The 14,610-nt window shown below is 48.0% G+C and carries 8 protein-coding genes; 1 reads left to right on the top strand and 7 read right to left on the bottom strand.

The genetic code is table 11. From position 1 onward, the window contains the following. Positions 1-182 precede the first annotated feature (182 nt). Together FDP09_RS08815 and FDP09_RS08820 are read right to left on the bottom strand one after the other, a co-directional pair. Positions 183-3,704, bottom strand: a complete 3,522-nt coding sequence (locus FDP09_RS08815; protein WP_137402313.1) for a nitrate reductase — start codon at positions 3,702-3,704, stop codon at positions 183-185. Positions 3,705-3,722: 18 nt separating this feature from the next. Continuing rightward, complete coding sequence (locus FDP09_RS08820) at positions 3,723-5,078, bottom strand: MFS transporter (RefSeq protein WP_137402314.1); 1,356 nt, start codon at positions 5,076-5,078, stop codon at positions 3,723-3,725. 721 nt (positions 5,079-5,799) lie between these two features. On the opposite strand from FDP09_RS08820, the gene FDP09_RS08825 reads away from it, so the two are divergent. After that, on the top strand, positions 5,800-6,480 hold the full coding sequence (locus tag FDP09_RS08825; RefSeq protein ID WP_137402315.1) for a DUF2461 domain-containing protein: 681 nt from the start codon (positions 5,800-5,802) through the stop codon (positions 6,478-6,480). Positions 6,481-6,566: 86 nt separating this feature from the next. Here FDP09_RS08825 and FDP09_RS08830 read toward each other — a convergent pair whose 3' ends face one another. From FDP09_RS08830 to FDP09_RS08850, 5 genes are all read right to left on the bottom strand, one after another. Then, positions 6,567-7,391: a Cof-type HAD-IIB family hydrolase gene (locus FDP09_RS08830; protein ID WP_137402316.1), complete on the bottom strand. Its 825-nt coding sequence runs from the start codon at positions 7,389-7,391 to the stop codon at positions 6,567-6,569. A gap of 3 nt (positions 7,392-7,394) precedes the next feature. Further along, complete coding sequence (locus FDP09_RS08835) at positions 7,395-7,664, bottom strand: hypothetical protein (RefSeq protein ID WP_137402317.1); 270 nt, start codon at positions 7,662-7,664, stop codon at positions 7,395-7,397. Positions 7,665-7,703: 39 nt separating this feature from the next. Further along, the gene (locus tag FDP09_RS08840) at positions 7,704-8,135 is read right to left on the bottom strand and encodes a hypothetical protein (RefSeq protein WP_137402318.1); all 432 of its coding nucleotides are present in this window, start codon (positions 8,133-8,135) and stop codon (positions 7,704-7,706) included. Positions 8,136-8,204: 69 nt separating this feature from the next. Beyond that, complete coding sequence (locus tag FDP09_RS08845) at positions 8,205-9,230, bottom strand: PorP/SprF family type IX secretion system membrane protein (protein WP_137402319.1); 1,026 nt, start codon at positions 9,228-9,230, stop codon at positions 8,205-8,207. Then, complete coding sequence (locus FDP09_RS08850) at positions 9,227-14,167, bottom strand: PKD domain-containing protein (RefSeq protein ID WP_137402320.1); 4,941 nt, start codon at positions 14,165-14,167, stop codon at positions 9,227-9,229. The genes FDP09_RS08845 and FDP09_RS08850 overlap by 4 nt, the downstream gene beginning before the upstream one ends. Positions 14,168-14,610: the final 443 nt, after the last annotated feature.

A 14,610-nucleotide genomic window follows, 5' to 3' on the forward strand; every position in this document is an offset into this window, starting at 1 on the left:
ATGCTATTGTAAAGTTAAGGTTTAAAAAGGAAAGATTGGCCCATTCCAGCTTGCATTCACCTGCATCAGGTAATTAGGACGTATGTTGTAATGGGAAATGGGGAAGCAGCAGCAGTGAGCAAGATGGTGTGTGGTAGTTTTTCAAAGGCTCCACATAGTCGTCCATCATGCTCCTCGGTTGCTTATGCTTTGACCAATTCCGGTAGTGTTGATTCCAAGATACTCTTTACTTCCGGTTTACAACTCCCACAGCCCAGTCCTGCTCCGGTTTGCTGGCAAAGCTGCCTGAATTCATGGCAGCCGCCCTGAATGGCTTTGGAGATGTTGCCAGTTCCCACATTGCCACATGAGCACACCATCTCTCCGATCATTTCCTCTTTGGTGGAGTTGCCCCGCAGTAGTTCTTGTCGCTTTTTGGATAATTCTGTCTTTTCTTCGATCAGGCTCTTGAATTCCGCGAATTCGGATTTGTCTCCCATTAGAATGGCACCTACCAATCGATCATTGTGGACAATGCATTTTTTATAATACGTCTGTGCAGTATCGATCAGGAGAATTTCTTCGTATCCTTCGCCGTTGGCGGGGACTTCAGGGATCCCTATGGAGCAAAGGTCCAGATCGGCAAATTTAAGGATGTTCATCGGGATTGATCCTTTGTACAGGCTGAGGAGATCGCCCGTTATAAAGCGCGCGGCAATATCGGCTTGCATCTCGGCCGCAGCGGTGATGCCGTTCAGTTTGCCTTTGTGTTCAGCGATTTCACCCATTGCAAAGATAGAAGGATCACTGGTCTGTAAGTAGTCATTTACCTTAATGCCCCGTCCACAACTAAGTCCGGCAGATTTTGCCAATTCCATGTTGGGTCTGGTGCCGATCGCCAGAACCACAGCGTTGCACTTGATTTCTTGTCCACTTTTAAGAAGCACATTGACCTCTTTGCCGCTTTCATGGCTGTCCAAGTGTGCGATTTGATTGTTCATGTAGAGTTTGACGCCCATTTCCTCTATGCGTTCACGCAACAACGAGCTGGCCATAGGGTCCAGTTGCCGCTCCATTAATCGGGATCCAAGTTGTACGATGGTCACGCCGACATTGATTTCCCGAAGTGCTGCGGCCAATTCCAGCCCCAATAAACCACCTCCGGCGATCAGGACATCCCCTTCGTAATTGAGGTATTCTTTAAGTTTGTCCGCATCGTGACGACTTCTCATGGTGAATGTCCCCGGCAGATGCATCGGCATATCTGGCGGAATGAATGCCCTGCTGCCCGTCGCCAAGATCAAGGTGTCATAGTGGTGGACACGCCCTTTTTCGTCTGTGACCGTTTTATTGGATCGGTCGATAGATTCAATGCCATTTTCCACGTATAGTTGGATGTTCAGCTTTTCCATTTCGGAAAGCGACTTGAATTTTAGCAGGTCTTCCCAGACTTTGTGGCGGTTGACATAGTCGGGTAGGAGTACACGGTTATAGAAGGGGTGTTTTTCTTTGGAGAAAACATGGATATCATCCCCTTGGTTAAATTCCCTGTAGGTATTGATAAAACGGTATGCGGCAGCACCTGCACCCACAATGACGATTTTTTGCCTCGGTTTGACATACTTGGCCACCTGGACAGTCGAAAACTTAAAGTCCGGCTGCTTCGATACCGGATCAATACCGTTTCCGGTCAGGTTGTTGGTACGTGAAAAATCACTTTGCAATATTTTGCCCCAGTGCATGGGGAGGAATACGACGCCTTTTTTGATCTTGTCTGTCACTTGTGCGTGCACGCGCACTTCCCCGCGCTTACCGGAGATCAATACCGTTTGGCCATCTTTGATGTTTCTGGAGGCGGCATCTTTGGGGTGGATCTCAAGAAAGGGACTAGGGATATGTTTGTTTAGCTTGGCTACTTTTCCCGTACGGGTCATGGTGTGCCACTGGTCCCTGATCCTTCCCGTCGTCAGGATCAATGGATAGTCGTCAGAAGGGAGTTCGGTTTGGTTTTTCGGGCCATTGGCAAGAATCTGCGCTCGACCGTTTGGAGTGTAGAATTTCCTGTCGGTAAATAGCCTGGCAGTTCCGCCTTTGCTCTTATCCGTAAATGGCCATTGGACGGTGCCGTTGGATTTGAGGTAATCATAATCCAGACCCGAAATATCTATATTAGTGCCTTTGGTCAATTGACAGTATTCGGCGTACACTTCCTCCATACTGTCAAAATCAAAACCACTGTAGTTCATTTTTTTTGCAAAGCGCAACAGGATTTCTGCGTCTGGTAATGCTTCACCGGGGGCATCGGTAAACTTGTTGAGGTAACTGATGCGGCGTTCGGAATTGGTCATGGTACCTTCTTTTTCTCCCCAGCCAGCAGCTGGAAGGACAAGGTCAGCATATGGAATGGCCTCTGCTTTGGCAGAAATGTCTTGGACGACTACAAATTTTGCTTTTTTCATGGCCGCTTCCACCCGTCGGGCATCTGGCATGCTGACCAACGGATTGGTACAGATGATCCAGAGCGCCTTGATCGAGCCATCTTCCAGTCCTTCAAAGATCTGAGTGGCCGTTTTTCCAGGTTGGTCTGGTAGGCTGTCCACCCCCCAGAAGTCAGCGACTTCTTCTCGGTGTTCAGGGTTGAGCAGGTTACGGTGGGAAGCCAACAAAGTGGCCATTCCGCCTACTTCACGGCCGCCCATGGCGTTGGGTTGACCGGTAAGGCTAAAAGGCCCCGAGCCAGGCTTGCCTATATGTCCTGTGATCAGGTTCAGGTCAATTAGTGCGAGGTTTTTATTGACCCCTTCTGCGCTTTGGTTGAGTCCCATGGCCCAGAGTGAGAGGAATCCCTTGGCATCGCCTATGTAGGATGCTGCTAACTTGATGTCCTCTTCAGGGACTCCACAGGTGGCCGCGGCTGATTCCAAGGAGGTTTCCATTACCAGTTCTTTATAGGCTTCGAAGCCGTCGGAATGGTTTTGGATGAAATCCATGTCAATGTCCCCGTTTTCGATCAAGCAACGGCCAATGGCCAAGTAGAGCGTTTCGTCTGTACCAGGATTTAGCTGAAGGTGAAGGTCCGCAAGTGAGCAGCTTTGCGTCACCCGTGGATCCACGACGATGATTTTAGTGTCGGGATTTTCTTCTTTGTGCTTCTCAACCCTTCTCCAGAGAATGGGGTGGCACCAAGCGGGGTTGGCACCGGCCACCAGAAAGCAATCTGCTAATTCGATGTCTTCATAGGCAATGGGTACACTGTCCTCGCCTAATGTTTTGATATACCCCATCACCGCTGAGCTCATGCAAAGCCGGGAGTTGGTGTCGATATTGTTGGTCTTTAGGTAGCCTTTTGTAAGCTTGTTGACCAAGTAGTATTCTTCTGTCAGGCATTGGCCGGAGACATAGAAAGCGACCGCATCCGGTCCGTGTTTTTTGATGATTGACTTGAAAACGGCAGCCGCGCGATCAAGGCCCGTGTCCCAATCCACTCGTTCAAGTGGATGGGATTTGCCCCAGCGCATTTGAGGATACTGCAGTCGGTCAGATTTGTCCTCGACCACGTAATGCAGGTTCATGCCTTTGGAGCATAGCATTCCACGGTTGACAGGGTGGTTGGGATCGCCTTCTACAGTGGTCCTTCCTTTATTGTCTTTGTTGACAATGATCCCGCAACCTACTCCGCAGTAAGAACAAGTACTTTTATAGCTTTCAGGTTTCGCCGTTGACATGGGATAGATGAGTTTACGTTAGCTTTTTACGTATTCGGGCTGAAGGTTTTTCTCGGAAAGTGATGCATCCATTTCAATTTTGGCAGCTTTTTCATCTTCAGAGGAAAACCGCACTAGTAAGGAAACCGCACTGATGGCCGTTACCGAGATGCCTAGGATGGTCAGGGCCTCCCCATAGGAAATGCCCTCCATTTTGAAGAGAAATCCGGCAAATACCGCCCCTGCATTTCCTCCAGCACCTACGATTCCGGAAATGGTGCCGATGGCTTTTTTATTGACAAATGGCACAACCGAGAAAGTAGCACCTTCTGCCATCTGGACGAATAAGCTGAAAAGAATCATGGTGCCGATGGCCAGAGGCAATACGGTCATCTGAGCAAAGAGCGTCAGTGCAAGCCCTTCTACCAAGAGTACAGCTCCGAGAAACCCAACACGACCCTTGAGTCCCCATTTGATGCCGGCCTTGTCACCAAACATTCCCCCTACAGAGCGGGCAAATAAGTTCATTACACCAAAAAGACCGGCTATCAGACCTGCCGTTTTCAGGTCTAGTTGGAAGAAATCATGATAATAAATGGCCGCTACGTTATTAATGGTCAGTTCAATGCCAAAACAAGCACCATAGATCAGGAACAACGCCCAGACACGGTGATCGGAAATGGCCGCTTTGAAGGCACCTTGGCCGTCGGCTTTTTTCTTTTTCTTATAATCCAGGTCTGCTTTGCTCAAGTCACTGATGTTTCCCTCTGGAAAGTCTGTTGTCCACTTGTAATAGGCAATTCCTGTAAAGATCATGGCGATGCCCGGTACGATCATGGCATATCGCCATGCCTGGGCATCCAAGTAGCCGAGTGATACAAAAAGCCCAAAAATCAATGGCATGACCATCTGTGTCACACCACCGCCCATGTTTCCCCAGCCTGCAGAAGTGGCATTGGCAGTGCCCACGCAATTTGGTGCAAACATTACAGAAGTATGGTACTGGGTGATGACAAAGGATGAACCGATCACCCCAATGGCCAACCTGAAAAGCAAAAAGGATTCATAACTGTTGCTGAGCCCGATTAGCATCACTGGTATGGAACCTAAGATCAGGAGGTACGTGTAAGTGATCCTTGGCCCAATGCGATCAACTAGCCAGCCGATCATAAGCCTAGCGATGACAGTGATCGATACAGAAGCGATAATGATGTTACCGATCTGTGATTTGGTCAGGTCCAGTTCGTCTCTCACCACGGTCATCAATGGCGCGACACCGAACCAGCCGAAGAAGCATAAAAAGAAGGCAAACCAAGAAAGGTGAAATGCCCGCATTTGCGGAGTTTTAAAATCCAGCAATCTAATGGATGTGGCTTTTTTTGCTGCTTGTTTCATGATATTGTTGGTTAATCGTTGGACATCTGATTTGGATGGGGGTTTGAAGTTGATTTCAAGTTGAAACGGTAGCCGAGCCGTTTGCCCGGCGTCCCGTTCCAGAGCAGAGAACTATTTTAACTTTAATGGCGATAGTTGGTCGGTCGAAAGGCGGAAGTAAGCCAACCTGAAGAGAAGTTTGTTTCCTGCATTTCCTCAACTGTCCGAAACTGTTCTTCATATAGGTCGGTCTTGCCTCATCACCTCTCTTTGCTCAACCTTTATTCTACTCAGTAGCACTTCTGATGAAGTGTATTGTTGTCTTTACGATAATCAGCAATTTTACGTAATTGATGTTTGCTGAAATCCAAATGGTTATTTGAGGCTAAAGTCCATGACTATTTTAAGCTATTTTTTAGTGCCAAAGCACATAGAAAGGTATTGTGGCGCATTCCTTTTACGTATTTCAATACCTTGTCTATGTGTTTAGCTGCTAGTGGATTAAAATTTTAATGTGCTACTAACAAGTGCTAAGGTAAGTAATAATTTTTAAAATACGTATAAGTACGTAAAAATATTTACGTAAAAACTCGTGTTTTACGTAAAACACAAAGCAATGGGTGTTTCTAAAACCGTCCCTGCTATGGTTATAATTCCTCGTAAGCTTTTCGCTCAAATCCTAAACTGCCCACGTGAAAAATACTAACTTGTGATAGTTTTGGTAGGGATAAAACTCAAAGAAATGAATAAGGACACATTGCAATTTTTGGTAGCATTGGCGGAAAATAACAGCAAAGAGTGGATGGATGCCAATCGGGAGTGGTATCAAAGTATTCGAAAAGGTTTTCTGGAGACGGTAGGAACTTTATTGGAAGAGCTGAAAAAGGTGGAGCCAGGGTTGGAAGGCCTTCGGCCAAAAGACTGTGTGTTTCGACAAAATCGGGATATCCGTTTTAGTGCCAACAAAGCTCCATATAAAAATAATATGGGGGGCTATTTTTCTCCAGGCGGGAAAAAATCCCTTGGTCCTGGATATTATCTGCACATACAGCCTGGCGAGTCATTTTTGGCTGGAGGAATCTGGATGCCTGCAGCTGAGGAGCTGAAAAAAATAAGACAGGAAATTGACTATGCGGGAGATGAATTAAAAGCGGTCATTGAGCAGCCTGCATTCAAGTCTTCATTTGGGGAGATCCATGGAGAACGGCTGAAAACCTCTCCGCGGGATTATAGTACGGATCATCCGCATATCGACCTGTTGCGACTGAAGAGTTTTGTGGTGACCCATCCCTTGACCGACGAGGAAGTGTTGTCTGATCGCTTGGTGGAGACTTGTCTTGGTTATTATTTCAAAATGAAAAATTTTCATGCTTTTCTAGCCCGTGCAGTTGATGATGCTGAGAGTGGGGAAGGCATTATTTGAGATGTGAGACATTCATATGCTGAGTTGAGATCCTTCTCCACCCTCTTTATGGCCTAGGAGCAATTGGGGTTTTTCCTAATTGTCGATTACAGCAGGTGCTTTTCGATCATCATGGCCACGCCATCTTCTTTGTTACTGGCGGTAATCTCATCGGCTACCGCTTTGACTTCTTCGCGGGCATTGCCCACCGCCACTCCATGGCCTACTGCCTTGAGCATTTCGATGTCGTTATAATTGTCTCCGAATGCAATGACCTCTGAGAGAGCAATGTCGTATTTTTTCTTCAGTAGCTGTTCGAGTGCACTGGCTTTTGAAATGGCTTTTGGGGCGATTTCGATGTAAGTGTCCTTGGATCGATAGAGGTGAAGGTCTTCGTTTTTCTCCTTTTCCAATGCCTTAAATAGCGCATCTATTTCTTCAGCAGGCCCCATGCACATGACTTTGTGGGCACCTGCTTGGCGCGATTGCCAGTCAGGAAGGACTTCTTGCCAAGCTCTAATCACTGGTTTTACCTTGGTGCTGGTGATTTCGCGTTGTGTCCAGAAGTCATCTTGGGGAGCATACCATTCATCCTCATGGTAAACACTGACATGGATGTCCGTACCATCGGAGATTTCTTGGATGTGATGACAGATGTTCAAGGGGATCTTTACCGTGTCCAACTGCTCATACTCCTCTTCATGGCCATTAAAGTGAATGACATATCCACCATTGTAGCAGATCATTGGATTTTGGAGGCGTTCCATGGTTCCCTGTAGGTGGCGCATGGCACTCGGCATCCTGGAAGAAGCCAGAATTACGGGGAAATACCTTGGGAGCTGAGCGATGGCATCGAGGGTTCTGGCGGAAATTTCCCTGTTCTTATCCAATAGTGTACCGTCAATGTCGGTACAGAGGGCTTTGAATTGCATGGTTTACTTTATTGATTCAAAATTTTCGTAAGATAAGAAACTGAATCCGATTACCCCTATGAAAAGAAAGGTTAATGCCACCGTAATGGCGTATAGAATCAGGGCAGCTTTAGCATAATTTGATTTGGTTGTTGGGGTGCTTTTGTCCACGGCCCATACGATCAGCATGATAAATCCAACGACCGGCAGTCCAGAAATCAGTAAGGTGATGATCCAGTCTCCTACAGACATAGGGAGGTTTTTGTCAGCTTGGTGAGGAAGGTTATAGTCCATGTCAAGTATTGTTTATGGGTTGGGGAGTTAATTGAAATGCTAATTGGAGCTCGTAGTTCCCTTGGTCAAACTGGCCACCTCAAAAAGGTATTGGCTTTGGTAGATGGCCCTAAAGGGGTCGTTTTCATCTGTTTTGATGATGAACACTTCGATGTTTTGGTAATCCTCACTGTCTGAAGCTTCTACAAATACCTTGGCACATTTTCGGGCAATGTTCGCTTCGTTTTCGTATAATTCAGGAAGGGTACCGTCGTAGAGTCTCAGTTCTATTTTGCTGCTGTCACTGTTATAATCTTTGTGAAAGCTGGATTCCACTCTTCCAAATCCCCCAACGGCCCTGACTTCTTCGGAGCCTTTGAAGAAGTCACTACTGGCAATCCACTGCACCAGCTTCTCAGGATTACAGCTACAGCTGCCGAGAAAAAAGCAACTACACAATACCAGCCAGTAGGATGTCTTTAATGGTCTCATAGTGGAAATTTCTTTTCAAAATTAACCTAAAATAAGGGAAGTCAAAATTTGATTTGCTATAATAATGACTTACATCATATAATAAAAGCAGTCGTTGATGCGGGATTTTCGGTTTCTGTCTTTTGGATTTCCCCAGAGGAACAGGTACCGAAAGGATATTTCGTGGGCGCCTTTGGTCTGGCTGCCGATCGGGGATAGCTGATAGTCATAGCTGTAGCCAATCACAAAGCCAGACTCCAGTTTTACCCCTAGCAAGGCAATGATGGAGTCATGATTTGGGCTGTTTTGGGTACCGGGAATACCCCTGTAGCCGAACCCTCCGATGACTTTTCCATATAGTAATTGCGTGCCCAAGTCCAATTGTTTGAAAGGGCCTTGTTGTTTATAGCTGGCCAAAAGCGTGATTTGGTTGTCAAACTGCGAGCCCCATTGGTAGTTGGAGCCTAGGGGAAAGCTGTAGCCTCCATGAACCCCAAATTTTAGGGGTAGGTGGTGTTGGTTTTCACCAGGGAAGAAACTCAGGCGCGGTTGGTTGACATGATGGGCAGCCATTCCGAAGAAAAAGACATCGTTGTTTACCAGTGCCCCAAACGAAATATCCAAGTAACTGTAAGGTTCAAAGTTCGGGATCTGGTCCAACGTATTCGGGGCGACGGTTTGCGAAAAGAGGTTGATCTGGTCACCAAAGATAAGGTTGTCCAGCACGGCACTTCTTTTGACGATTGCTGCTTGCCCCCCAAACCTGAAATTCCACGTGTCTGCGAATTGGAGGTTGTAGGCATAGAATAGGGAGATGTCACTGGTGTTGATGTTTTGGTTGGACTCCCTAAAGCTGTTGACTGCAATGCCAACACCACTGTTCATATCAAAGCTGTAATGGTCCATGTATGCGGAATAGGCTGTGAAATCATTGGAAAGCCCAGGCCATTGTTTTCGGTAGTTGGCGCCTATCCGGGTCAGCTCGGTGGATCCCGCCATTGCCGGGTTGAGGTAGAGTGGAGCGGCATAGAACTGCGAATACTGAAAATCCTGGGCTTTGGAACTTCCGAAGGCCAAGGTCAGGGCAAGCAATACTATGGTGAGCTTTTTAATCATTTTAAGAGCATAAATACATCAGTCATCGAGTCCTTACGGCCATCCAGCGTCGTAAAGTTCAGTTTGTACACATAGTTGCCTGCATCCGCGGGTGTGCCATTGACGGTGCCGTCCCATCCAAGGGCATTCAGGTCCTCCGTGCGGTAAATGACCTCTCCCCACTTGTTCAGTACCATAAATTCCAGTTCGGCGATCAACCGGAATTTCGGAAAGAAATGATCGTTCAGTCCGTCCCCATTTGGCGAGAATACGTTGGGCATCATGACAAAATGGTCCGTTACCTCTACGTTTAGCGTGGTTTCCGAAGTACAGCCAAAGGAATCTGTGACCAGCAATGTAGCTAGGTAGTTCCCGGCGCTTTTATAAATGTGTCTGGGATTTTCTTCCGTACTGGAACTGCCATCGCCAAAGTCCCAAAAATAACCGGTGATGTTACCGGAAGAGAGGCTTTGGAAGGCTACTTCAAAATGTGCCAAATGGGCATTGTGCGTAGCAAAGGCCTCAGAGTTTACTGCTGCATCCACTAGGGTCGGGGGATTTTCGACAGCAAAGGATTCACTTACCACACAGCCACTGCCGTCTGTGATGTCTGCGATGAAGAGTCCTGATTCGGTCGTGGTCATTTTAAGCCCTCCATCAGTGACCTCTCCGCCGGACCAATTGATGGCGTATGGAGGAGTCCCACCTGTGACGGATAGTGTGATTTCTTCGGTTACTTGATTTGTCTCACAGGAGACCCTTGTATCCCTGATATTGTTGACCGTGATCGGAGATGGCCGTTTGATTTCCATAAGGCGAACGACACTACAGCCAGCGTTATCGGTGACATTGACTTCGTATTGTCCGGCAGTAAGTCCGCTAAGGTCGGTAGTAGTGGCGCCATTGCTCCAAGTGATGGAATAGGGAGGAGTGCCACCAGAAATGCCAATAGAGATATTCCCGCTTTGCGGGTCAGTACAGTCGATGGCGTCAGTAATTTGACTTTCGATGACCAATGGGGATGGTTCCAGGATGTTGAATTCCTGACGGATGCTGCATCCATCAGCTTGTTCGATGGATACGCCGTAGGTACCGGGTGAGAGATTGAAGAGGCTTTCGAGTTCAGGGCCATGATCCCATCGGATGGAGTAATCAAGGTCACTCTGCTGAAGGTCTAGGCGAATACTGCCATCATTTGCTCCGGAACATGAGATTTGATTTACTTGAGGGGTTACTTGGAAAATCGGGGCGTCCTCTATGGTAATGTTTTCGGTTTTGATACAACCAGCTTGGTCTTCAACGGTTACCGTATAGGTGTCCGGGCCAAGGTCAGTGAAGGCCAGTTGTGAAGATCCAAAATCCCATGAGACCGTGTAAGGAGCCACGCCGCCTTGGATGTCCAAGGTTAAGGAACCGTCATTTGCACCATAGCAGGAGATGTCCTCTTTTTGGTACCCAATCGTCAGGGGGCTGTCCGGTTCGGTAATGGATATTGCACTGAAGTTCGTAGGACAATTTTCCCCATTGAGCACCGTAACAGCGTATGTTCCTGCGGGCAAATTACTGATGCTCGCCCCAGTAGCAGGATAGGGCTGTCCGTCTTTTTGCCATTCATAAGTGTATGGCACATTGGGGTTGCCTCCGCTAGCTTCTATTACAATAGTGCCAGTGGCCTCTCCGGCACAGTAAACGGGAGTGGATCCCACTAAATTCACCTGTACCTGGGAAGGTTCTTCCAAGGTGTAGGAAGCCGTGCTCGCACAACCCGTCCCATCCTGAACGGTAAGCTGGTAAGTACCTGCCTCCAGGCCTTCTAGGAGGGGAGCTGAGGAAGTAAAGCCATTAGGGCCGGTCCATTCATAGCTATACTGCCCGTCGCCTCCAGAAATGGTGGCTTCGATCTGTCCGTCGTTTGCTCCAAGGCAACTGATCGGGAACCCGCTAACGTCCGAGATGTCTGCTTGAATGACAATGTCAGGATAGACCGTGATGGTATGGGTGAGGTTATTGGCAGCACAGTCGCCTTGGGACTGGGCAGTACTGCTGACCGAAATGACCACATCGACAGGGGTGTCAGTGGGGTTTGTCAATGCCATGGGAGGAATGGTGGCGGAATTGCCAGAAGGTACCACTCCCTCTACACCATTTGCCAAAGCAGTCCAGCTGAACGTGGCATCGGGGATGTTGCTTGAAATCGTGACCCCTTGACTGGTGCCACCACTGCAGATGGCTTGTTCTGTACTGGTGAGTGTGAGGTTGGAAGAAGGAATGACCGTGACAGTAAGCAAGAATGGAGCCCCATTGCACGCGCCCCGAATTGGAGTGATTTGATAGGTAGCACTTGCAGCTGAATTGCCTGTATTGATCAGTGACTGGCCAATGGACGCCGCAGGCTCAGTGTTGTTGCTGGCTCCATTGATCTGGTCAGCATCCAGTATCTCCCAGCTATAACTAGCTCCGGGGATATGGTTTTCAGGTAAGTAGCTGAACGTTTCTCCATTACAGATCTCTAATGCGGCATCTTGATGAGCCAGTTCTGGCTGAACCGTGATGGTATAGGTAGCTGGTTGGACAGCACAGGCTCCTTGGGTGGAAGAAGTGATCATAGCTGTTATAGTGACTTCTGCAGGCGTATTGGTCTGGTTAATGAGGGGTTGTGCAGGGATTTCAGTGGAGCCACTGGCAGTTCCTCCCGTCACGGGGCCATAATCCGCTGTCCATTCTAAGGTCGTGCCCGGATCAGAACTGAGGATTACGGGTGTGGTGGTTTCCCCAGAGCAGATCACTTGGTCAGATTGGGAAAAGGTGATGGCAGGGGCTGGCTCCACTGTCACGGCCACTTCATCCGTGGAAGTACATCCTGTCTCGGTATCCGTGACAAGCAACGTAAATACCGTGCTTGCCGTAGGGCTGGCAGTGGCCGCAGGGGAATTGGCATCGGTGATGGGGGTGTTGTTGGCGCTGGACCATTGGAAGCTGAGGTTTTCGGTGTCGGTTATTTGAGCCGCCAGGTCGATGGTCTCACCGAGGCAAATGGTGCCGTCTTCACCGGCATTGGCCACCGGAGGAAGGTCGAAGGAGAAGGATACTGTCTTCGATGTCGTTCCACAACCAGAGGAAACAGCCAGGGTGATGGATTTCTCTCCAGGTGTTCCAAAATCAATTTCCCCGGGATCAGCGCTCGTGGAGGAGGACGGCGTACCGCCCACAAATGTCCATTGATAGGTGACATCACCATTGTCACAGCCTTCTACTGTCGCTTGGGGGGTGATGACGGTAGGTTCGCAAACACTAGGGATAGGAGCGAGCTCTACCACCGGTGGGGCATAGACTTCTACTTCCTCACTGGTGGAAAAAGTGCCACAATTGGTGATCATGCTCAGGTTAATAGTGTAGCGCCCTGAGCCATTAAAATTAAACGTGGGACTGGGAGCATTTTGGTCAGATCCCTCAGCAAATTCCCAGTCGGAGCCAGTGCCACAAAACTCACCTTGGTACTGCACTGACCAGTTGTAGATCGCATCTTCTCCACAACTGGTATCTACAAAGGAGGTATTGGTGGTGGTGACCGACAGGGGACCGCACCCACTTGTGTTACTTAGCTCAAATGCAGGTTGCGGAATTTCGTTTACACAGATTGTTTTGACCTCTTCATTGATGCCGCAGCGGTTTCCGGTGATCAGCCGGATGGTATAGGTGCCGGCTTCCGAAAAGACCGGGTTGATGATTTCGGAACCATTGGTCCAGGAATTAGGTGCGTCTGGGTTGATTTGGGTTCCCAAAGTACCTTCGGGAAGTTCCCAGCCGGTTGCTGGGCTGATTTCCCAAACAAAAATCCCTAAATCTTCACATTGCCCATTAGTGGTTACTTCTCCACCAAATTCCGTGAGGTTTTGGATAGGGATGGGGGCATCTACACAGACAGGTTCTTCCGGTGCATCAAATTCAGGATCGGGGATTTCTGAAACATATATTGGCGATACCACCGCAGCCGATGCCGAACAGGGATTGGATGCGGTGATGCTGACAGAGTAGGAGTTGGGAAAGCTGCCGCTGTTTACCCCGCAGGACGATTCTTCGAAGGTGTGGGTAACCGATGCTGGAGGTGGGTGGCTAAAAATTTCTGGTGGAGAACCATCGGAATAATCCACCGTGTACATGGTTCCCGTGGGATTGTTCTCTGTTCCGGTGATGGGAAAAGTGAGGGTTTGCCCCCCACAGACATTGGTGTTGCCGGGATTGCCCAGCCCTACAGCGGGATTGGATCCCACAAAAATCCCATATTCTTCTGTAGCGGTGCAGCCGTTGGGGCCGGTAACGGAATAGGTGAGCCTGTAAACCCCCATGCTATAGCCATGGGAGAGCTCTGTCCATTCCGTACCCGTAAAAGGTTCAGAACCGTCTCCCCAGTCCAGTGTGTAGGAAACATTGGTTTCTTGGGTGGTGGATTGGTTGTAAAAGGTGAATTGGGAATCATCATTTTCACAAATGATGACGTATTGTAGGTCATCAAAGTCCACATCGTCCTGTTCGGTCCCAACTGCCAAGGAAGGGGCTTGGTTAAGCGTGATTTCCTGCGTGGCGGTGCTTTGGCTGCCATCTGCTTCGGTGACAGTCAGGGATACCGTGAAGGTTTCCGTGGCCGTTCCAGGGGTTCCGACAAATTGGTGTACAGGGTTTTGCTCATTGGATACGTTTAGCTCCCCGGCGTTGGGGTCGCCAAATTCCCACTCGTAAGAAACGATATCTCCCGTGGATAAGTCTGTAAAGGCAATGTCATTCATGCTACATTGGACGTCGGTATCGAACTCAAAATCCGCAATGGGAATAGCTAATTCGTTTGCTATGAGGGGGCGGTGCCACTTTTCCACCAGCGCATAGGCTGCCACTGTTGCCAGAATAAATCCTGCAGCTAGTAAAATAGTGTACAGAAAAAAGTACCGTTTTGAGTTTTTCATGAAAAATTAAAACAAGCCTGGGGTTGGTGTGGGTAAAGGTTTATTAAATATAAGGTTTCAAAAAGAATTTACAGTGTTTAATACTTTTTTAATTATTTAAAATACATAAAAATATGTATAAATTATTATTTCTATGTGTCGATTTTACTTGAACTTTTATGAATGGCCAATGGAAGAGTAAGATATGAGTAGTCGCCAATCACAGGCAGAGAATAATTAGCCATGGCAAACCCATTTTAAAAAAATGTTCCTATTTGCATTTATATCTGCCGTTCCTACGGAACTTACCCTTTTGTGTGTAATCATTTTTGGTGCAGGTGGTCACCTGTACCTTTCTATATGACCCTCCGACAAAGGCGGATGAGGCAGGATGCTCAGTTGCTAACGCCTATTCAGGGTTTAATTCCATTTAGTTAGTGTGTATCTGGAAAATATGGGTTCTA

Source organism: Echinicola rosea (genome assembly GCF_005281475.1).
GTDB classification, from domain to species: domain Bacteria; phylum Bacteroidota; class Bacteroidia; order Cytophagales; family Cyclobacteriaceae; genus Echinicola; species Echinicola rosea.

Bases quoted from the DNA above. Each gene is read 5' to 3' on its own strand.
- FDP09_RS08850 (WP_137402320.1), bottom strand. From the start codon at position 14,167: ATGAAAAACTCAAAACGGTACTTTTTTCTGTACACTATTTTACTAGCT.
- FDP09_RS08820 (WP_137402314.1), bottom strand. From the start codon at position 5,078: ATGAAACAAGCAGCAAAAAAAGCCACATCCATTAGATTGCTGGATTTT.
- FDP09_RS08845 (WP_137402319.1), bottom strand. From the start codon at position 9,230: ATGATTAAAAAGCTCACCATAGTATTGCTTGCCCTGACCTTGGCCTTC.
- FDP09_RS08840 (WP_137402318.1), bottom strand. From the start codon at position 8,135: ATGAGACCATTAAAGACATCCTACTGGCTGGTATTGTGTAGTTGCTTT.
- FDP09_RS08815 (WP_137402313.1), bottom strand. From the start codon at position 3,704: ATGTCAACGGCGAAACCTGAAAGCTATAAAAGTACTTGTTCTTACTGC.
- FDP09_RS08835 (WP_137402317.1), bottom strand. From the start codon at position 7,664: ATGGACTATAACCTTCCTCACCAAGCTGACAAAAACCTCCCTATGTCT.
- FDP09_RS08825 (WP_137402315.1), top strand. From the start codon at position 5,800: ATGAATAAGGACACATTGCAATTTTTGGTAGCATTGGCGGAAAATAAC.
- FDP09_RS08830 (WP_137402316.1), bottom strand. From the start codon at position 7,391: ATGCAATTCAAAGCCCTCTGTACCGACATTGACGGTACACTATTGGAT.